Here is a 20,427-nt window from a genome sequence, read left to right as displayed (position 1 = left end):
GCGCTTATAAGGTTAAAAAGGATCTTGGATTGATAACTTTACCATTTTTATGTACTTCATAATGTAAATGTGGGCCGGTTGATCTTCCGGTTGAGCCCACTTTACCAATGTTATTGCCCGCAATAATATCTTCATCTACCTTTACCAAAATTTTAGACAGATGGCCATAGTAGGTTTCAAAGCCATTACCATGTTTAATTACGATGCAATTGCCATAACCACCGCGTCTCCCCGCAAAAATCACTTTACCATTTGCGGTAGATTTAACAAGATCCCCGTAGTTGGCCCTGATATCGAGCCCTTTATGTGTTTCTACATTTTCGCCGCTAAAAGGGTTTTCGCGGTGGCCATATCCGGATGTAATGGTACCTAAACGTGGATAACCCATTGGCGTATAGGCCACGTTATACGTAATTTTACTCAGATAGTTGTCGTAAAACTCGCCGATCTCTTCAGCTGATAAAATATCATCACTTTGCTCACCGCCCTCATTACCTGTCAAAATTGGTTTTAGCCCCCCTGGCTTTCAGGTATTTATTGATGGTAAGCAGTTTTTTATCGATCGATTGATAGTGTTTTTTGAGTGAAGAGGTATCGATAATGGATAGTTTATCTTTACTTTTTAAAAGCGCCACTTCAAGTTTATGCTTGGCTAATTCCACACTCGAATTACTACGGATCAAATAAAATATACTCGCTACAAGGATGAAGAACAATCCTAAAATGCCTAAAATATACTTTTTCCAATGTACGATATAAGCTGTTGGAACTTGGATGGGCTTGTTTGAACTTTGATTTTTATTTACAAAAATTACGGTCGTTTTATTCCGTTTTCTGTTCATTTTTACTCAGATTTTTTGTTTGGGACTAAAACAAATATATGATTAACAAGCACATACTCAAAAACAAAGTTCAGGCTTAACACTTTTAAGAATAAAAATAATAAGCCGCTAACATCAAATTAACCTCCATTATGCGGCTTATACGAGTTTAAATATGGGTGTGTAACATTTAAGTGCGGTTTCAATGTAGCGCCTAAGCCCAATGGAAAGAATAATCCACATGAGGCTTTTAATTTTGTCATTTTAAAAGGTGAGCAGCCCAGCCGGGAATCTAAAAATGTTTATTCAAAGATTTTGCTTTGCAGAGCGGTCGGGTTCTCCGTTTGTGTCGAAATGATGAATTAATTTATAGGATTATTTATGATATTAAAATCAGTGTATCCCCCAAATCTGTGTAATCAAGCCGTAAGGAAAAAAGCAAGGCTATCTATAACATGGGCGTAATCAACCTAACGGCTATTTCCATCTCCACTCACCAGCAATGGTTAAAGGTTCCTTCAGGTTCTGAGATTCTAAGAAAGCCCTTAACTCTTCCTCACCCTGAACACCTACCGGAATTTTTGGTGTATTGGCCATAGCGTAAGTTAACATGGCGCTATATCGCACCGTATTTTTCAATTCCTGCTCGTCGACCAATTTAAAGCTGTCGCCATCTGAGTGATAAAATGGACCAGAATTATTTGGCAGTTTACCGCCAAAACCACCGCCTGTAGGAATACCTTCTAACATAAACGGCTGGTGATCGCTATGTAAGCCCGCACCCGCATTAAACAAGTTTTTAAAACCTGTATCAATTTTTACAATATCTGCGCCCCAGGCGGTAAACAGATCTTTCATTTCTGAGCGTGAGGTAGAAAAGCCCTTCGGATCGTTGGTCATGTCGTAGTTCAACATAAACTTGACCTGGTTTAAAGTTTTGTCTTTCTTGGCCTGATCGATATAAGCTTTAGAACCTAACAAACCTTGTTCCTCTCCCATAAATAGTACAAATTCTACTGTACGTTTGCTTTTTAAATTCAGTTTTTTAAAGGTACGCGCCATATCCATGATGGCGAAAGAACCAATGCCATTATCGATTGCGCCGGTTGCTAAATCCCAGCTATCCAAATGCCCGCCCACTACAATTTTATCCTGAGGCAGTTCAGTTCCTTTAAAGGTAGCTACCACATTACGGGCTTTGATCAATCCAGAAAAATTGGTCATGGCGATATGTGCAATCTGCGCCTGTGATTTAATCTTCGCTTTCAACGCGGTACCATCTTCTAAACCAATACAAACTGCAGGGATAGGAATCAATTTACCCGTTACCGAAGCGGTTCCCGTTAAAAGCACACCATCTTTTACCGTATTGATAATGATCACACCTATGGCGCCATATTTTGTGGCAATGGCAGTTTTCTCCGATCGGTGCAAGGATTTGGTTCCTGCCGGAGAACCTGGCAATACACCCAGATAAATCAAGGCAATTTTACCCTTAAACTTCTCCGGACTAGCCTGATAATCTGCTTCCAGTCCATTCCCTGCATCTACAATTTCACCTGTAACATCTGCACTCACCGGCGAATGGGCAAGTGTAACGGCCTTCATTTTGACCAGGCTGTTTTTATCTGCACCAATTTCTACACTAATGCTTTTCCTTGCCCAGCTTTCCACCTCAAAAGGTTGAAATTTCACCTCGCAACCGTAAGATTTCAATAAATCGAAAGCGTACTGCTCTGCCTTTGCTCCATTTGATGAGCCAGTTAAACGGTGGCCGATGGTTTCGGTTTCATATTTAAGTGTTTGATAAGCTTTTGAGTTTTGTTGCACATCTGCATTGATTTTGGCAAAAACATCACCGAACTTATCCTGGGCATTGGTTATTAAAGCGGTACATAAAAGCGCTGCTGTGAAAAGGTATTTCATTAAGAATTGTGGTTTAGTTGCTGAAAATACAAATTTTAGCCTGAGATTGCTAGCTGTAACGTATATTTTGCTTTGGGAAGAACAATTTTTTATCGAACCAACCCTAACATGCTGTCATGCTGAGGAACAAAGCATCTGCAGCCTAAACACCTTCGTATAGCAGCCTGAGATTCTTCGCTGCGCTACCATTGATTGATTCTTATAGAAAAATCGTCATTGCTGAGGAACGACGAAGCAATCTTTCATGCGAGTAATCCTTGCTATAAAGATTGCTTCGTCGGCTGAAAAAGCCTTCTCGCAATGACGAATCTTCTCGCTTATCACAATAAAAAAGATCCTTCGCTACTCTCAGAATGACAAAACTTTAGCTAAGGTTTTACCCGCGCTTTTTTCTTCGGAAAAACCAGTGACGCCACGATACTGATTACCAAAATACTTAGAATTACAATCAACGAATGTTCAGTGGTAAAACCCCATTTTTCGAGATAGGTGTGCCCCAACATTTTTACGCCGATAAAAGCCAGTAAGAATGCCAATCCTGTTTTCAGGTAATGGAATTTATGGATGATATTCACCAGAAGGAAGAACATGGAACGTAGGCCCATGATGGCAAATATATTAGAGAAGAATACGATATAAGGATCTTTTGTTACCGCAAAAATGGCCGGGATAGAATCAACAGCAAATAACAAATCGGTAAATTCTACAATGAGTAACACCAGGAATAGTGGGGTAACCAATGTTTTATGGTTGATTTTAACAAAAAAGTTTTTACCCTCGTACTTTGGATGAATAGAAAATATTTTTGAAGCCCATTTTACCACCGGATGGTTTTCCGGATCGATCTTATCGTCTTCTTCTTTGCTGAAAAACATCTTCACACCAGTAAAAACTAGGAAAGCCCCGAAGATATAGAGTATCCAGGCAAATTTTGTAATGAGTGCCGCACCCACAAAAATGAAGATGAAACGCATCACAATAGCTCCCAGAATACCCCAGAACAATACGCGGTGATAATATTTCTCTTCAACGGCGAAGGCTGAGAAAACAAGTACAATCACAAAGATATTATCAACCGAAAGGGCATATTCGATTACATAACCGGTTAGAAACTCTAAACCGAGGTTTTGTTTATATACTGCCAAACTCCCCTCAAAATCGTCGGGGATTAGTTTTATATGATGCTGATGTTTGCTTACAATTTCCTGCAGATGCGCAAAATCCTTTATGCCATGGAGCTGATGACCTTCGGTTAACAAGAGAAAGTAAAAACCGATGGCCAGGGCAACCATAATCAAACTCATTACTCCAGCCTGTTTCAAACTCACGATATGCTCTTTCCTGCTAAAAAGACCTAAGTCTAAAGCAAGGATCAGCACAATAAAAAGAAGAAAACCCAGGCTAAAAAGTAATTCGTTACTCATTATTTTTTTCGTTCAGTGGTATACAGTACAAGTTGTTCTAAACCGGTTCGCGCTTCGCCTGCTTCAAAACTGTGCAGGATATCAAACGCTTCTTTCTGATATTCCAACATTTTCTGGTTGGCATAATACACACCCTCCTGTGCATTTACAAAATCAATAATCTGCTGAATCTTAACCGGATCGTCCTGGTGGTTTTTTACCAGATTAATGATCCTTTTACGTTCAGGTTTTTCGGCCTTATTTAGTGCATAAATTAAAGGTAGGGTTACTTTCTTCTCTTTAATATCAATACCTAAAGGTTTACCTACGTCATCGGTTCCAAAATCGAAGGTATCATCTTTAATCTGAAAGGCAATTCCCACTTTTTCGCCAAACAAGCGCATTTTTTCTATCGTTTCATCATCAGCACCTGCCGAAGCGGCTCCCGCAGCACAACAGGAAGCAATTAATGAAGCCGTTTTCTGGCGGATTACATCAAAATATAAATCTTCCGAAATATCCATCCGCCGCACTTTTTCTACCTGCAACAACTCGCCCTCACTCATCTGTTTCACCGCTTCCGATACAATCTGTAACAAACGGTGTTCGTTATTGTTTACCGAAAGCAACAATCCCTTCGCCAAGAGATAATCGCCAACCAATACGGCTATCTTATTTTTCCATAAAGCATTGATAGAGAAAAAGCCACGGCGCTCGTAAGCATTATCTACCACATCATCATGTACCAGGGTAGCTGTATGTAAAAGCTCTACCAAAGCAGCCCCGCGATGGGTCGATTCTGTAATTCCACCGCACAGTTTAGCTGCAAAAAATACGAACATTGGCCGCATTTGTTTGCCTTTTTGCTTTACTATGTAATGGGTAATCCTATCCAGCAACGGTGCGTCGCTATGCATAGATTCCTTAAAGGTTTTTTCAAACGCTTTAATATCAGCAGCTATAGGTGTTTTTATCTGTTCGATTCCCGGCATTAAGTCGAAAAATTTTGATTGCAAACTTAAGCTAATTTCCCATAAAAAGGTAATCTGTAATTCTTATTATTCAGGATTTGAAAAGCAAGGGCCAGCAATCTTTAATGTCTTTCATTCTGCTATTGCGCATTTCCTCACCCTTATGCTTCGTACTGTGCGCTATTTGACGCTATCAGATTAACAAGAGGGGTTGATGCAGGCAAATGCCCCAAAACGAATAATTAATTCCTCAAAAATATTAGCTTTATTTAATTTCAAATTTTACATTTAAACCAATATTAGCTGGGCCCAAAGGAGGCATCATAAGGCTCAAACAGCTGATGATTGCTTCATTAACGTCAAAAAACAATCAGTCATCCATGAAAAAACGCTACAAAGTAATTATCGGTCTTTCGGCATTAATTGTTGCAAGCTATTTATTGGGTCCAAAGCCCAAAAAACCGGTTTTCAATGAAGAGTTGACCGAAGTTCCCGATCTGGAAGATTTAGACCGTTATGTGGCCAGTATCGAATCGATGCACAAGATAAAGCCGGGCAATGAAGCAGAAATTATCTGGGCTGATACTGTACATCAGCAAACCGAATATGCCATCGTTTATCTGCACGGCTTTTCCGCATCAAAAACAGAAGGCAATCCCGTATATTTAAATTTAGCCAAAGAATTAAATGCCAATTTATATCTGGCACGTTTGGCCGATCATGGTATCGATACTTTGGCACCCATGCAATATTTTACCGCCGATCGTCTATGGGAGACCAGCAAACAGGCTTACGCTATAGGTAAAAAATTGGGCAAAAAGGTGATTTTAGTGGGTACCTCTACTGGTGGAACTGTAGCTTTAAAACTGGCAGCAACCTATCCGGAAATTAACAGTTTAATTTTACTATCACCAAATGTAGCCATTAACGATAAAAATGCCTGGCTTTTGAATAACCCATGGGGATTACAGATCGCCAGAAAAGTGGTTGGGGGCGATGAACGCAAGGTAGACGACCGTACAGACGAATACAAAAAATACTGGTACACCAATTACCGGCTCGAATCGCTGGTCGAGCTGGAAGAATTTATCGAGAGCAGTATGGTAAAATCTACCTTCAAAAAGGTGAAACAGCCCGTATTACTACTCTATTATTACAAAAATGAATTGGAGCAAGATCCTGTAGTGCGTGTAGATGCCATGCTGAAAATGTTTGATGAACTGGGCACACCGAATGATTTAAAAAGAAAAAAAGCTATACCCAATGCAGGCAACCACGTAATGGGATCTTACATTACCTCAAAGGACTTACCGACTGTAAATGCGGCTATTGAAGGTTTTGTTGGGAGTACGCTGAAAGTGCCTGTTCAATAATTTAATATTCCTGCTTTGTGATCATCACCCTGATCCGATAACTATCGGATTTATTTCAGGGTATATGTTGAAAGATAGATGCTGAAATACATTCAACATGACGACCAATATTAATCTAAATCTCACTTTCATGAAAAACAAACTATTCTTACAAGAAATTTTATGGCTCTTAGGCTGTATTGCAGTTGCTATAATTTTCGGTCTCTGCATATTTGGGAAAACTGTTTTTAATGATTCAATGGATATCAATCTTCACGATACCTACTTCGTGATTAAAAAACAGCATTTATTGGTATCTTTTTTTATCGTTATCTGCTTTTTCGTCTACTATTTTAAGGAATTTAAATACTCATTTTGCAGAAAATTTCAACGCTCATTTATTTTCCTTTTAGGTTTTATTTTAATCCTGCTTGCATCACTGGCCGTACAGCTTTTGCCTTTCTTTAATCCATATCACAACAGTAACGGCTGGACGGTTTACCCTCCATCATCTGTACAGCCCAAAATCGATCAATTCCAACAAAACTTCATTATTTTAACGATCATATCTAAAGCTGTACTTATACTTCAGATCATAGTGGTTATAATGATGTTATCCGTAACCTATAAATGGGGGAAATCAAAGAAATAATTTTATGAAATTTTACTTTTTAATAGCTGGCTACCTGATTTTTTTAAATCCCACATCTTTTGCGCAAAAACAAAGCAATTCAAAGCCTTTTGTTTTAGGCAAAACGGAACAGATTCATTCTACAGAATTAAATGAAACGCGTAAATTAAATGTTTACCTTCCCGAAGGCTATTCGCCAGATGCTAAAAGCACTTATCCCGTAATTTATTTGCTTGATGGCTCAGCAAGCGAAGATTTTATTCATATGGTGGGCTTGGTTCAATTTTTAACCATGATCGAAAAAATGCCAAAAGCGATAGTTGTAGGTATTGCCAATGTCGACAGAAAACGTGATTTCACCTTTCCAACAACCGTTAAACAAGATTTAATTGATTTTCCAACTACCGGTAAATCAGAAAAATTTATTGCCTTTATAGAAAAAGAACTACAACCCTTTATAGCGAAAGAATATAAAACAAACACCTCAAAAACGATCATTGGCCAGTCGTTAGGCGGCTTATTGGCTACCGAAATTTTATTAAGAAAGCCTCAGTTGTTCGAGAACTATATCATTATTAGTCCAAGTTTGTGGTGGAACAACGAGTCGCTTTTAACAGATGCAACCAGATTCATCCCCAACATTAAACCCGGCACTAAAATCTATATTTCTGTTGGCGAGGAAGGCAAACAAATGAAAGATGATGCGAAAAATCTGGCGGATCTGATTGAAATGAACAAAAAGGTAAAAACAACATTTGTTCCGTTGATGCTGGAAACTCACCTCACTATCTTACATAACAGCGCGTATAAAGGACTGGAAATTGTGTTTTCTAAAAAGGATTAATTCAATAAATCCGAAAGTTTTAAATTAGAGACTTACGAAGTTTTCCATGCACAGGCTGCAGTTAAACTTCGTAAGTAATTTAGCCCAAAATATTCTTTACAATCATCTCAGCATGTACCCTCGAGTTTTCGATAAAAAGCTTGTGGGTATCTAATCCACCGCAAACCACGCCTGCCAGATACAAACCTTTTACATTAGTTTCCATGGTTTCTTCGTTGTAAACAGGACAAAGCGTTTCAGGCAGTTCGATGCCGAATTTCCTCAACATGCCAAAATCTGGCTGATAGCCGGTCATGGCGATTACAAAATCGTTAGGAATGGTCTTTATCCCATCTGGTGTTTTAATGTCCACTTCCCCATCTCTGATTTCAACCAATTCGGAATTGAAAAGTGCTTTAACTTCTCCTTCTTTGATCCTGTTCTGAATATCAGGGCGAACCCAATATTTCACATGGGGGCCTAGCTCGCCACTACGCACCACCATGGTTACGTTTGCACCTTTGCGATACGTTTCTAAAGCGGCATCTACACCTGAGTTATTCGCACCAACCACTACCACATTCTGAAAGGCATATAAATGGGGGTCTTTATAATAGTGGGTCACCTTTGGCAAATCTTCGCCCGGAACATTCATCAATAAGGGTACATCGTAAAAACCTGTAGCCACAATTACATTTTTGGCCGTATAATTGGTTTTAGAGGTATTGATTTCGAAAACATTATCCCCATTTTTAACAACCTGCTTTACGCTTTCGAAAAGGTGGATGTTTAAATCAAACTTTTCGGCCACACGGCGATAATATTCAACCGCTTCGTTACGGTTGGGTTTTGGACTGATGGTTACAAAGGGTACACCTCCAATTTCCAGTTTTTGAGAAGTAGAAAAGAAGGTCATAAATACCGGATAGTTGAACAGACTGTTCACCAAAGCACCTTTTTCAACAATCACATAACTTAAGTTTGCTTTTTGGGCTTCAATTGCACAGGCCATCCCTATCGGGCCGGCACCTATAATGAATACGTCGTAATGATTTTGATTTTCAGACATCCAGATGTTTATTGTTCGCTTTAAGATTGCTTCGTCATTCCTCCTCGCAATGACGAGTTATGATACTTTCATTGCTTTACTTGGGCAGGCAAAATCGGTTCTTTTTAAACCGGTATTTTTAATGGCACCATAACCGCCAGCCACATCTATTACATTTTCTACCCCACGCGATTTCAAAATGGATGCTGCAATCATCGAGCGGTAACCACCTGCGCAATGAATATAATAGGTGGCTTTGGGATTGATCTCCCCAGTCCAGTCGTTTATAAAATCTAAAGGGCGGCTAAGGGTAAATTCCAGGTGTTCTGACTCATATTCACCTGGTTTACGCACGTCAAGCGCGGTAATTTCTCCGTTAATACTGGCCGTTTCAAATGCCTCTGCAGAGATCGATTCAATCGTATCGATTTCCTTACCGGCATCGGTCCATCTTTCGAAACCGCCATCCAAATAACCAATGGTACTATCGTACCCTACCCGGGTTAAGCGGGTAATGGTTTCTTCTTCTTTCCCTTCGTCGGTAATCAATAAAATAGGTTGCTGTAAATCGGTAATCAAAGCACCAACCCAGGGTGCAAACTGTCCGTTGAGGCCGATATTGATCGAATTTGGGATAAAAGCTTTGGCAAAAACCTGTGGATCGCGGGTATCGAGCATAATTGCGCCCGTTTGGTTGCCCGTATCTTCAAATTGCTGAGGGGTTAAGGCATTTAATCCTTTTTCGTAAACCTCATCAATACTTTCTACGCCACCTTTATTAATGGCTGCATTTTTAGCAAAATATTGTGGTGGGGGCATGATGCCATCCGTTACTTCGCTTATAAACTGTTCTTTTGTTTCCGCCTTTAAAGCATAGTTCACTTCTTTCTGATGACCTAAGGTATCAAAAGTTTCTTTACTCATGCTTTTGCCACAGGCCGAACCCGCTCCATGGGCCGGATAAACAATTACATCATCAGCCAGAGGTTTAATTTTCTCATTTAACGAATCGTAAAGCATTCCGGCCAGATCTTCCATCGTTAAATGCCCTTTTTGTGCTAAATCCGGGCGACCGACATCACCAATAAACAAGGTATCACCGCTAAAAATGCAATGATCTTTACCGTTTTCATCAGTTAATAAATAAGTGGTCGATTCTAAGGTATGGCCAGGCGTATGCAAGGCAGTAATGGTTACATTGCCGATTTTAAACTGCTCGCCATCTTTGGCCATGTGCGATTTGAATTCGGTTTTGGCAGTTGGACCATAAATAATTTCGGCACCGGATTTCTCAGCCAAATCAACATGACCGGATACAAAATCGGCATGAAAATGTGTTTCGAAAATATATTTAATGGTTGCCCCTGCTTTTTCAGCTTTCTTTAAATAAGTCCCCACTTCTCTTAGCGGATCAATAATTGCAGCTTCGCCATTACTTTCGATGTAATATGCGGCTTCGGCCAGGCAACCTGTATATATCTGTTCTATTTTCATGTTTTCTTCGCAACGTCACACTGATCCAATAGCTATCGGATTTATTTCAGGGTCTTAAAAGATGCTAAACAAGTTCAGCATGACGGATCTATTACAGCAAAAATAGGGCTAAATACTTATAACCGAAATGATGTTGGTCATAATTGCAGAAGTTTTACTTTAAAATAGGCCGCGCAGATTTTTGTTGGTCGAGATTTACAATCTCGACCTCAATGGTTTAAAGGATTTGAAATCCCTGGTTCGAGAGACGGGATTACAAATCCCGACTAAAGCTTAAAACCATCATTAATCTTTAGTTAATTCCCCTCTAAGCGGTTCTTCCATGAGCTTACGGCTTTCTTCAACCGATAAACCCAGACCCATTACAAACATGAGTTTGGTTACCGTGGCTTCGAAAGTTAGATCGTAGCCGCTTAAAACACCCATTTTCAGTAATTCTCTGCTGGTTTCGTAACGGCCTAACTGTACAGAACCTTTTTTGCACTGTGAAATATCGATAATGATTTTTCCATTTAAAATGGCCTGACGTAAACTATCCAAAAACCACTGTGCCGTTGTGGTATTGCCCGAACCAAAAGTTTCTAAGATAATGGCGTCAACTTTCGAATCGGTGATGGCCTGAACGGCCTGTGGGGTTATTCCAGGATATAATTTTAGCACACCAATGTTCGAATTAAAATTGGTATGCAATTTTAATTCCGCTCCGGTAGCTTTTAAAACATAATTCCTGTAAAATTGAAGATGAACTCCAGCTTCGGCGAGTATAGGATAATTTGGCGACCGGAAAGCCTCAAACTTCTCGCTGTTGTATTTAATAGAGCGATTGCCCCTGAATAATTGCGCATCAAAATAAATGCAAACTTCAGGGAATAAGGCTTTGCCATCTTCTTTTGTTGCAGCGATCTCTAAAGCGGTAATTAAATTCTCTTTTGCATCTGTTCTGATTTCACCGATAGGAAGCTGCGATCCGGTTAAAACAACGGGTTTGTTTAGGTTTTCGAGCATAAAGCTCAATGCCGATGCGGTAAAAGCCATGGTGTCTGATCCGTGAAGGATCACAAAACCATCGTACAGATCGTATTTATGATAAACGAGTTCGGCTAGAGTTTTCCAGATTTCAGGGTCCATATTTGATGAATCCAATACCGGATTGAAGGAATGCACATCTAAATGGTAATCTAAACGGCTTAATTCAGGAACATTTACTTTTATCTGCTCGAAATCAAAGGGAACTAACATCCCATTTGTAGGATCGTTAACCATACCGATGGTGCCACCGGTATAGATGATAAGTATTTTGGTCATTTGGTTTAGTGAAGGTTGCTCACCGCAAAGAAAGCAAAAATTTACAAATGATTGGGGTATATTATTAAATTATCAATAAAATAAGACAATTTTGCCTATAAATTATCAATTCAATAATTTAAATATTATTAATTTAAAAAATCGATAATAACTTAAAGGGGCAAAAAATCCCTATATCAATTGGTGTGACGCTAAATCCCAAAAATCTTTTTCGAATTCTCTGTGGTTAGGTCAGCAATCTCTTCAATAGAAACACCATAAATATCAGCCAGCTTTTGGGCAATATACACCAGGTAACTGCTTTCGTTTGGTTTACCTCGGAAAGGAACCGGTGCCAGATAAGGAGAGTCGGTTTCTAAAACCAGGTTAGCTAAGGGAATTTCTGACAAAACAAGATCCAACCCTGCTTTTTTATAGGTCACAACGCCACCAATGCCTAAATAGAAATTTAAGTCGATGGCCTGTTTTGCCTGTACTACATTTCCGGTAAAGCAATGAAAAATTCCACGTAACTTTTCGTCACGTTCGCTCTCCAATAATTCAAAAACTTCATCAAAGGCCTCACGGCAATGGATTACGATCGGTAAACCCAAGTCTTTTGCCCAGCCAATCTGTTTACGAAAGGCATCTTGCTGAATGGCCAAAGTTGTTTTGTCCCAATATAGATCGATACCGATCTCACCAATGGCATAAATTTTACGTCCAGAGATGCTGTTGTATATCTCGTCTAATTGTCCAAGATAATCTTCCTTCACATCGCAAGGGTGCAAACCTGCCATCGCAAAACAATTCGCAGGATATTTCGCTACCAGATCATCAATCATCGCAATTGATTTCACATCCACATTTGGCAAAAACAAACGGTTCACATCGCTTTCAAAACAGCGTTCCATTAATAGCGCCTGTTTTTCGGCATCCTGCTCGTAATATAAATGGGTATGGGTATCGGTGAAGATCATATTTTGTCTTGTTATAGTATTGAGTATCGAGTTATAGGTATTGAGGATCAAGTAATAATTATCGGGTATCAAAATGGATTTGCGGGTTCTTGATACTAGCTACTCAAATCTTGATACTTGATAAATCTTGATACTCGATACTGGTGTAGGAATTCTATTTCTTTCCAGATTTGCTTTTCTTTGGCGCTTTAACTTCCAACTCCGGACTTCCGACTTCGAACTCCTGACCATATTCCATTTCCTTTTTCAAAAATTTTCCGGTTAAGCTGATCGGGTTCTGGATCAAACCTTCTGGTGTGCCTTCGAATAAAATCCTTCCGCCGCCTGCACCGCCTTCTTCACCAAGATCGATCACCCAATCGGCCACCTTAACCACATCCAAGTTGTGCTCGATGACCAAAATGGTATTTCCTTTATCAACCAGCTCTTGCAATACACCCAAAAGCACATTGATATCTTCAAAGTGCAATCCGGTGGTCGGCTCATCTAAAATATAGAAGGTTTTACCGGTGTCTTTTTTAGAAAGCTCAGTAGCCAGTTTAACACGCTGTGCTTCGCCTCCAGATAAGGTAACCGACGATTGCCCTAAAGTGATATAACCTAAACCAACATCTTTCAAGGTTTTTATTTTCCTGTAGATGATCGGAATATTTTCGAAGAAGTTACAGGCATCTTCGATACTCATATCCAACACATCACTGATGGATTTTCCGCGGAAACGGACTTCTAAAGTTTCCCGATTGTATCTTTTTCCACCACACTCCTCACAAGGCACCTGCACATCTGGTAAGAAATTCATTTCGATCACCTTTAAACCAGCACCCTGACAGGTTTCGCAACGCCCCCCCTTTACGTTAAAAGAGAAACGGCCAGGTTTGTAACCACGGATTTTTGCTTCGGGCAACTGAACAAATAGATTCCTGATGTCGGAGAAAACCCCCGTATAGGTAGAAGGATTTGAACGTGGTGTTCTGCCAATAGGTGCCTGATCAATTTCAATTACCTTATCGATTTCCTTCAATCCGTTAATTTTCTCATAAGGCAATGGTGTTTTTTTAGCCCTGAAGAAATGGTGGTTTAAAATCGGGTATAAAGTTTCGGTAATCAAACTCGATTTACCACTTCCAGAAACACCTGTTACGGCAATAAATTTACCCAAAGGAAAATCGACCGACACCTCTTTTAGATTATGTCCGGTTGCTTTAACGATCGATAATTTATGTCCATTGCCCTTTCTGCGGACTTTTGGCGTTTCAATTTTCTTTTTACCGTTAAGGTAATCAGCCGTTAAAGTGTTTGATTTGAGAATGTGTGCAGCAGTTCCTTCAGCAACCACAGTTCCACCATGGATACCTGCTCCAGGCCCCACATCAATTACCCAATCCGCTTCCAAAATCATATCCTTATCGTGCTCTACCACTAAAACGGTGTTCCCTAAATCACGGAGATTTTTAAGTGCATTGATTAAACGTTCGTTATCACGCTGGTGCAAACCAATACTGGGCTCATCGAGGATATACATGACGTTCATCAACTGCGAACCGATCTGCGTGGCCAAACGGATACGCTGGGCCTCACCGCCTGAAAGTGTTCGGGCTGTGCGATCTAAAGTTAAATAGGTTAAACCCACATCGGTTAAAAAACCGATCCTGGCTTTAATTTCCTTTAAAATTTCCTTGGCAATAATATTCTGACGGTCGGATAAACGCTCATCAACTTTTTCGAACCACTGATGAAGGTTGTTAATATCCATTGATGAAAGTTCGAAGATATTCTTCCCATCAACCTTAAAATGCAGGCTTTCCTTTTTTAAACGGGCACCATGACATTCCGGGCAGGTTTTCAGTTTCCTGAACTCGTCCATATCATCAGATGCAGATTCACTTCTCTTTTCGTTCTGCTCTTCGAGCATTTTAATTATGCCATCAAAAGTGATATTATAATTCTGAACGTTCCATTTATTGTACTCTACCTCAACTTTGATCAGATCAGGCGTACCGTTTAAAATGATGTTTACCACCTCATCGCTTAACTTTTCGATCGGGGTAGAAAGCGAGAAACTATATTTTTTGGCTAAAGCTTTTAATACCTGGAACATCCAGATATCGCGGTACTCGCCCAATGGAGCCAATCCCCCATTTAAAATGCTCAGCTTTGGATTCGGGATTACCGATTCTTTATCCACTACGAAAATATAACCTAAACCATCGCAACGCTCGCAGGCACCGTAAGGTGAGTTGAATGAAAAGCTGTTCGGCTGAGGTTCATCGTAAGAAATACCCGTGGTTGGGCACATTAAAAACTTGCTAAAGTGGGCTACGTTATTATCTTTATCGCTGATTTTGATTACGCCCTTACCCATTTTCATCGCAATCTGCAACGAATCGAGCAGGCGTTTTTTATCTTTTACGTCAATAATCAGGCGATCGATCACCACTTCAATATCGTGGATTTTATAACGGTCTACCTGCATTTTCGCAGAAATATCCTTTATTTCACCATCTACACGCACCTTTACGTAACCCTGTTTACGGATCTGCTCAAAAAGTTCGCGGTAATGGCCCTTTCTACCCTTAACAACCGGTGCCAGGATATTCACCGCTGCCCCATCAAATTTATTAAAGATATTCTGCAGGATCTGGTCTTCGCTCATGCGCTCCATCTTCTCGCCGGTATTGTACGAATAGGCATCGGCAACACGGGCATAAAGCAAACGCATAAAATCGTAAATCTCGGTAATGGTACCTACGGTGGAGCGTGGGTTTTTGCTGGTGGTTTTTTGTTCAATGGCAATAACCGGACTCAAACCCGAAACCTTATCCACGTCAGGACGCTCCATTCCACCCATAAACTGACGGCTGTAAGCGCTAAATGTTTCCATATAGCGGCGTTGTCCTTCGGCATAAATGGTGTCAAAAGCCAATGAAGATTTACCGCTACCACTTAAACCTGTTATCACAACAAGCTGGTTGCGCGGAAAACTGACATCTATATTCTTTAAATTATGTACCCTCGCACCGTATACTTCTACATCTTTTTGCTCGCCGAGGTCGATAGATTTATTGCTCATATTTTATTTAAATTGGGGGCAAAATTAAGCCTTAAAAAAGACTCAATTTCAATCCGCAAAAATGCTAAAAATTTTATCAAAAAGAAAGTCCAAACCAATCTGGATTACCTATTAATTGTCATAATGTCGACTTCTATTCCGTAGGAAACCAGATGATAAGCCTACGCGCACATATCCATAATGATCCTGAAAATAAATGTTATAATTATCTTCACCATAATAACCTACAGCAGCCATCAAAAACACGTTATGCATAAATGGAAAGCTGTAATTAAAATTGATTTCGGCATTTAATCTTTTCTGGATATTGGCCAGATTTTTTGATGGAATTTTATTGATTGCATACGAAAGCTCAGTATTTAAACGCCAGGTTTCTTTTTCGGTTTTCGCTTTCGGCTTATTTTTCGCGTTCTTTTCAACTTCATCGTATCTCCGCCAGGAGAAATTATACAAGAGCCTTGTAAAACCAAAACCTTCGTTAAGGGCGGGCTCATACCTAAAGAATTTATACCATTGCAAACCTACCCGGTGATTGAGCGAATAATAAGTTTCATCGGCATGGCTTGGTGCGAAATCACCAAACCGATAAGATAATGTTAAATAATTGGCATTGAAATTCCCGGTACGGGTATTAATGGTGCCATCGGTATTAAATGCGTTCTGGTCCTGTCCGTTAGAGTGATGCGTAAAAGCCAATTCGCCGTATTTATAATTTTCAGGATCGGTGTTTAACCTGGCGTAAACGGCAAAACCCAGCCGGTAACTTGGCGTACGCACCGCTGCCGAAAATTCCTTCCTCACGCGAACGGTAAAATCAGGAATAATGGCAAATGCAACAGGCGATTTGTAACTACCCAACAGCATATAGGTTGTGGTTAACCTGCCGTTAATTACATATTTTGAAGGTGCACCGAATTCTCCGCCGGGCGCCGTATACGCCAGATCGGCATTTTCTTTATACAAATGAATATATTCACGATTTGCAAACTCTCTTTTTACAGCAACAGGATCTTGGGCGAATAATGGTAAACAGAAGAGGCAGATTATAAGTGTAAAAAAAAATCTCGTCATACCAGATAAACGCCGATAATGAGGTAACGGTTTTGTATTTTTAGAGAAAATATCGAACGCTCATCTTATGGTACAGAAACTTAAAAAACTTGGAAGATTAAAGATTACAATGCTTTTAATTGCTATGACATTATTTTGCATGGCAATATCCATAACCAGATATTTGATCACAGACACAAAGGTATTCCTCTTTTTGAACTGGAATTTGTTCCTGGCAATTATACCATGGACGATAAGTTCTTTAATGGTCGTTTATGAATTAAATAAAAAGCTACCCTTAATATTGCTGATTATTTCCTGGATATTATTTTTCCCCAACTCACCATATATCCTTACCGATCTTTTCCATCTAAAACTGAAAGGCTCTGCACCAATATGGTTTGATTTGGTTCTTATTCTATCATTTGCCTGGACAGGGCTGGTATATGGCCTGATCAGCCTGATGGATATCGAAAAGCATTTAAGCACATATTTAAACAGAAAATTGACCAGCACGCTAATTATTTCGTTTATATTTTTAGCAAGTTTTGGGATTTACCTCGGACGTTATCTCAGATGGAACAGCTGGGACATTATCAGCAATCCGCTTGGATTAGCCGGAGACATTATGGATAGATTTATGCACCCACTTAGCCATCCTAGAACATGGGGAATGACCTTGCTGATGGGTATATTGCTGAATATGATTTATTTTTCGATAAAATTTATCAAGCCTAATCCCGTAGAGATTAAATAAAACCTTCCTCTTTAACCTAAATTCTCACTCAGTTAATCATAGAAAATGGCATTGATACATTTTATCTTTGAATTATTTAAAATTTCCGTCCAAGGCGCAATCTATTCTTCAATAATATTTTTCGGTATAACATACTTTGTTAAACCAAAAGCTGGGCTTTTATCCAATTTTTTCAAGAAAGAACAAGGGTTAACATGGATATCGAGCTGGATATTTATCTCTTTCGGATTATTCTGCTTCATGTTTTCCTACTATGGCGACCACGGACTTGGTGATAGTGCCAGGATACCAATAGGTCATCACAGAGAAATCCAGCAAACAGATCTCCTGTCGCATATCGAACAAAAGAACAAAGGCGTTGTATATATAAATGAATTTGCTATCACTAACGATTATGTTTACGGAAAATCAGATAAATATAATATTGACCTCAACCAAAATTATTTTGTTTATGATCTAAAGTCGGATGTGATTCAGACATTCGATCAGCAGGAAGCTTTCAATAATTATTTAACATCAAAGGGAATAGATAAGGGAGCTACTTATGAGACTTTTGGTTTTTATTACAGCAAATACTGGAATGGATGGCGGTTTTGGTTGCTACCTTAACAAATAAATTTTTCAGAAAAGACCTGAGTAAATGTACGTCAAAGATCTCTCGGCTTCGTTGCGCTCCGCTCGAGATGACGATGTAACAATAAGCATCATGCCACCAACAAACCAGTGAACTAATCTACCACTCAATCGTCGTCCCATTCTCAGTAGGATGCCCGGTACAAACCAAAACCCTTCCCCTTTCGAGCTCATCGTCCGTAAGCACTTCATTGTAATCCATCCTTACCCCGCCTTTGGTACAATTGGCCACACAGGTACTGCATACCCCACCGCGACAACTATATGGAAGTTTGATCTTATTTTCGAGCGCAACATCTAAAATCCGTTTGGGCCAGGGCACTTCAAGATTATAGGATTCTCCTTTAAAATTTAAAATCACCGAATAGGTATTTTTATCAATTATCTTTTCAGAACTATCATCTTCATCTACCTCATCTTCAGGCAATACGAAGGTTTCCCGTTTAATCTGTTTAATATCGAAACCCATACCCAATAAAGTGATCCGGCATAAATCCATATAGATAATCGGTCCACAGCTATAAAACAACGCATCATTACGGTCGAAATGTAAATGTTCTTGGAGCAGCTTCTCGATGTAAAACTTATTTAACCTGGCCGTCATTAAGTTTTTGCTGTTGCTAAAAACCCAAACAATTTTTAACCTATCAGGAAATTTTTCCTGCCATTCGTTCAGCTCATCATAAAACAAAGTATCTTCTTTTGACCGGTTACTATATACTAATGTGATCAACGATTTTTTTTCACGTACTAAAGCCGTTTTCATAATGGAAAACAAAGGTGTGATGCCCACCCCTGCCGCGAAAAGGAAAAGATCACGTTCCTGGTTTTCGTCAGGCAGATAACTGAACAATCCCTGCGGCTCCTGTGCCAAAAGCACATCATTTACCGAGGTTTTATGGTGCAGAAATCTCGAAATCTCTCCATTTTCTACCCTTTTCACAGTAATAGCCAAAGGCTCATTTACATCGGGCGAACTGTTAAATGAATACGACCTTCTTACCTCTTTATGTTTCCCCTGAAAAACCAACGATAAAAACTGACCAGCCAGATACTTTGGATATCCATGATCCACTTCCTCAAATTGAAAGGTAATATTATCACCTGGTTGATTAATGATTTTACTGATGCGCAGTTTGAACATAATGCAAAGAAAAGAAAATGGTTTATTAGTTCAATCGTTCATTGGTCATTAGTTCATTGGCCATTGTTTCATTCGTCATTAGTTAGCATAGCGATAAAAATAACTTCGTGACTTTGTGTTAAAAAGTACGATCAGCATATAAATCTGTGAAATCCCATGATCTGTGAATCATCTTAAAAAAAAAAGCGTCCCGATTTAAAACGGGACGCCTTACCAAATGCTTGTCTTTATCTTAATTATTATATTACTCGGCGTTGTAAGCCAATAATACTCTCGGTTTTTCGTAACCGTAACGTTTCGGATGCTCCATAATCTGTTTCATGGAAATTACTTTATAAACATAGCCACCGGTTTCGCGGTTTAACTTCATTTTGTAGTAATTGTCCTGATTTTGATTATCGATCTGCTTGCGCAGGCGCCCGTCGCCAACATTGTAAGCCGCAGCTACCAACGTCCAGCTTTCTAAACCTTTATACATTTCTTTAATGTATTTGCAGGCGGCGATGGTGGATTTGCGCAGATTATAGCGCTCATCTACATTTCCGTTTACTCTTAATCCATAAGTACGGGCCGTGCCAGGCATAAACTGCCAGATTCCGGCTGCACCTTTTGGAGAAACACCTTCCGTCATTCCAGATTCGACAAGTGCCAAATACTTGAAATCGTTGGGAATTTTGTATGCAGCAAGAATAGGCTCAATTACGGGAAACCATTTTGCTGCCTTTGCATGCAGGCGGTTGGTTTGTGTGTTTCCGTAAGTGTGTGCTGCTAGGATTTTTTTCATTTTGCGTTCTACCTTTTTATCGCCTAAAGGCAAGGTTTCTTCCGCGAAATTCAACTGTGCCATTAAAGATAGAGGGCTTTCCTCGTTTTCGACTTTTAGGCTATCAGATTTGGGTATTGTAGTGTTTAATTTTTCTTCTTTTAAAAGACTTTTTTGTGCTAAGGGCATTTGGTAAGCGAACACTTTTGCCAAGATAAATAGTGTTGCCACTACCGCAAATGGTACGATGTGTTTCTTTAACATTTTCCTCCTTTTT

The 20,427-nt window shown here is 39.6% G+C and carries 18 protein-coding genes; 5 read left to right on the top strand and 13 right to left on the bottom strand.

All coding sequences use genetic code 11. From position 1 onward, the window contains the following. Positions 1–4: 4 nt before the first annotated feature. From AC04Q1_RS16790 to AC04Q1_RS16770, 5 genes are all read right to left on the bottom strand, one after another. Positions 5–502 (bottom strand): M23 family metallopeptidase, encoded by a 498-nt coding sequence (locus AC04Q1_RS16790; protein WP_478365731.1) that lies wholly within the window; start codon positions 500–502, stop codon positions 5–7. Beyond that, positions 492–842 carry a hypothetical protein gene (locus AC04Q1_RS16785; protein ID WP_478365730.1) on the bottom strand — a complete coding sequence of 117 codons (351 nt, stop codon included), beginning with the start codon at positions 840–842 and terminating at the stop codon, positions 492–494. The genes AC04Q1_RS16790 and AC04Q1_RS16785 overlap by 11 nt, the downstream gene beginning before the upstream one ends. Before the next feature lie 456 nt (positions 843–1,298). Next, the gene (locus AC04Q1_RS16780) at positions 1,299–2,747 is read right to left on the bottom strand and encodes a M28 family peptidase (protein ID WP_478365729.1); all 1,449 of its coding nucleotides are present in this window, start codon (positions 2,745–2,747) and stop codon (positions 1,299–1,301) included. A 368-nt stretch (positions 2,748–3,115) separates the two neighbouring features. Continuing rightward, entirely contained in the window at positions 3,116–4,171 is a 1,056-nt protein-coding gene (locus AC04Q1_RS16775; protein WP_478365728.1) for a TerC family protein, read from the bottom strand. Then, complete coding sequence (locus AC04Q1_RS16770) at positions 4,171–5,142, bottom strand: polyprenyl synthetase family protein (protein WP_316848538.1); 972 nt, start codon at positions 5,140–5,142, stop codon at positions 4,171–4,173. Before AC04Q1_RS16770 ends, AC04Q1_RS16775 begins: the two co-directional genes overlap by 1 nt. Positions 5,143–5,501: 359 nt before the next feature. Here AC04Q1_RS16770 and AC04Q1_RS16765 point away from each other — a divergent pair, with 359 nt between their 5' ends. The 3 genes from AC04Q1_RS16765 to AC04Q1_RS16755 all read left to right on the top strand — a co-directional run bounded on the left by AC04Q1_RS16765 (position 5,502) and on the right by AC04Q1_RS16755 (position 7,948). After that, a complete protein-coding gene (locus AC04Q1_RS16765; RefSeq protein WP_478365727.1) occupies positions 5,502–6,494 on the top strand; it encodes an alpha/beta hydrolase in 993 nt (330 codons plus the stop codon). Positions 6,495–6,624: 130 nt separating this feature from the next. Next, entirely contained in the window at positions 6,625–7,125 is a 501-nt protein-coding gene (locus AC04Q1_RS16760; RefSeq protein WP_478365726.1) for a hypothetical protein, read from the top strand. Between the two features lie 4 nt (positions 7,126–7,129). Continuing rightward, a complete protein-coding gene (locus tag AC04Q1_RS16755) occupies positions 7,130–7,948 on the top strand; it encodes an alpha/beta hydrolase (protein ID WP_478365725.1) in 819 nt (272 codons plus the stop codon). Positions 7,949–8,027: 79 nt separating this feature from the next. Here the strand turns inward: AC04Q1_RS16755 and AC04Q1_RS16750 are convergent, their stop codons facing one another. The 6 genes from AC04Q1_RS16750 to AC04Q1_RS16725 all read right to left on the bottom strand — a co-directional run bounded on the left by AC04Q1_RS16750 (position 8,028) and on the right by AC04Q1_RS16725 (position 16,766). Beyond that, positions 8,028–8,996 carry a YpdA family putative bacillithiol disulfide reductase gene (locus tag AC04Q1_RS16750; protein ID WP_478365724.1) on the bottom strand — a complete coding sequence of 323 codons (969 nt, stop codon included), beginning with the start codon at positions 8,994–8,996 and terminating at the stop codon, positions 8,028–8,030. Positions 8,997–9,053: 57 nt separating this feature from the next. Then, positions 9,054–10,469: an MBL fold metallo-hydrolase gene (locus tag AC04Q1_RS16745; protein WP_478365723.1), complete on the bottom strand. Its 1,416-nt coding sequence runs from the start codon at positions 10,467–10,469 to the stop codon at positions 9,054–9,056. A 285-nt stretch (positions 10,470–10,754) separates the two neighbouring features. Further along, positions 10,755–11,774 carry an asparaginase gene (locus AC04Q1_RS16740; protein ID WP_478365722.1) on the bottom strand — a complete coding sequence of 340 codons (1,020 nt, stop codon included), beginning with the start codon at positions 11,772–11,774 and terminating at the stop codon, positions 10,755–10,757. A gap of 191 nt (positions 11,775–11,965) precedes the next feature. Next, entirely contained in the window at positions 11,966–12,733 is a 768-nt protein-coding gene (locus AC04Q1_RS16735) for a TatD family hydrolase (RefSeq protein WP_478365721.1), read from the bottom strand. Between the two features lie 154 nt (positions 12,734–12,887). Then, positions 12,888–15,803, bottom strand: coding sequence for an excinuclease ABC subunit UvrA (gene uvrA / locus AC04Q1_RS16730; RefSeq protein WP_478365720.1), 2,916 nt, complete (start codon positions 15,801–15,803; stop codon positions 12,888–12,890). A 111-nt stretch (positions 15,804–15,914) separates the two neighbouring features. Beyond that, entirely contained in the window at positions 15,915–16,766 is an 852-nt protein-coding gene (locus tag AC04Q1_RS16725) for a hypothetical protein (RefSeq protein WP_478365719.1), read from the bottom strand. Positions 16,767–17,037: 271 nt separating this feature from the next. On the opposite strand from AC04Q1_RS16725, the gene AC04Q1_RS16720 reads away from it, so the two are divergent. Together AC04Q1_RS16720 and AC04Q1_RS16715 are read left to right on the top strand one after the other, a co-directional pair. Beyond that, a complete protein-coding gene (locus AC04Q1_RS16720) occupies positions 17,038–17,610 on the top strand; it encodes a DUF1361 domain-containing protein (RefSeq protein ID WP_478365718.1) in 573 nt (190 codons plus the stop codon). A gap of 45 nt (positions 17,611–17,655) precedes the next feature. Next, a complete protein-coding gene (locus AC04Q1_RS16715; protein WP_478365717.1) occupies positions 17,656–18,219 on the top strand; it encodes a hypothetical protein in 564 nt (187 codons plus the stop codon). Between the two features lie 124 nt (positions 18,220–18,343). On the opposite strand, the gene AC04Q1_RS16710 is transcribed toward AC04Q1_RS16715, so the two are convergent. Both AC04Q1_RS16710 and AC04Q1_RS16705 read right to left on the bottom strand, forming a co-directional pair. After that, entirely contained in the window at positions 18,344–19,387 is a 1,044-nt protein-coding gene (locus AC04Q1_RS16710) for a 2Fe-2S iron-sulfur cluster-binding protein (RefSeq protein ID WP_478365716.1), read from the bottom strand. A 244-nt stretch (positions 19,388–19,631) separates the two neighbouring features. Further along, the gene (locus AC04Q1_RS16705) at positions 19,632–20,414 is read right to left on the bottom strand and encodes a lytic transglycosylase domain-containing protein (RefSeq protein WP_478365715.1); all 783 of its coding nucleotides are present in this window, start codon (positions 20,412–20,414) and stop codon (positions 19,632–19,634) included. Positions 20,415–20,427 lie beyond the last annotated feature (13 nt).

The organism is Pedobacter humicola, assembly GCF_056490705.1.
The sequence above is the reverse complement of the archived record's forward strand: the minus strand, read 5'-3'. Positions and strand labels throughout refer to the sequence as shown.

Excerpts from the sequence above, each read along its gene's own strand:
- AC04Q1_RS16705 (WP_478365715.1), bottom strand. The coding sequence starts at position 20,414 with ATGTTAAAGAAACACATCGTACCATTTGCGGTAGTGGCAACACTATTT.
- AC04Q1_RS16745 (WP_478365723.1), bottom strand. The coding sequence starts at position 10,469 with ATGAAAATAGAACAGATATATACAGGTTGCCTGGCCGAAGCCGCATAT.
- AC04Q1_RS16770 (WP_316848538.1), bottom strand. The coding sequence starts at position 5,142 with ATGCCGGGAATCGAACAGATAAAAACACCTATAGCTGCTGATATTAAA.
- AC04Q1_RS16710 (WP_478365716.1), bottom strand. The coding sequence starts at position 19,387 with ATGTTCAAACTGCGCATCAGTAAAATCATTAATCAACCAGGTGATAAT.
- AC04Q1_RS16715 (WP_478365717.1), top strand. The coding sequence starts at position 17,656 with ATGGCATTGATACATTTTATCTTTGAATTATTTAAAATTTCCGTCCAA.
- AC04Q1_RS16760 (WP_478365726.1), top strand. The coding sequence starts at position 6,625 with ATGAAAAACAAACTATTCTTACAAGAAATTTTATGGCTCTTAGGCTGT.
- AC04Q1_RS16780 (WP_478365729.1), bottom strand. The coding sequence starts at position 2,747 with ATGAAATACCTTTTCACAGCAGCGCTTTTATGTACCGCTTTAATAACC.
- AC04Q1_RS16750 (WP_478365724.1), bottom strand. The coding sequence starts at position 8,996 with ATGTCTGAAAATCAAAATCATTACGACGTATTCATTATAGGTGCCGGC.
- AC04Q1_RS16765 (WP_478365727.1), top strand. The coding sequence starts at position 5,502 with ATGAAAAAACGCTACAAAGTAATTATCGGTCTTTCGGCATTAATTGTT.
- AC04Q1_RS16735 (WP_478365721.1), bottom strand. The coding sequence starts at position 12,733 with ATGATCTTCACCGATACCCATACCCATTTATATTACGAGCAGGATGCC.
- AC04Q1_RS16740 (WP_478365722.1), bottom strand. The coding sequence starts at position 11,774 with ATGACCAAAATACTTATCATCTATACCGGTGGCACCATCGGTATGGTT.
- AC04Q1_RS16775 (WP_478365728.1), bottom strand. The coding sequence starts at position 4,171 with ATGAGTAACGAATTACTTTTTAGCCTGGGTTTTCTTCTTTTTATTGTG.
- AC04Q1_RS16755 (WP_478365725.1), top strand. The coding sequence starts at position 7,130 with ATGAAATTTTACTTTTTAATAGCTGGCTACCTGATTTTTTTAAATCCC.
- uvrA (WP_478365720.1), bottom strand. The coding sequence starts at position 15,803 with ATGAGCAATAAATCTATCGACCTCGGCGAGCAAAAAGATGTAGAAGTA.
- AC04Q1_RS16785 (WP_478365730.1), bottom strand. The coding sequence starts at position 842 with ATGAACAGAAAACGGAATAAAACGACCGTAATTTTTGTAAATAAAAAT.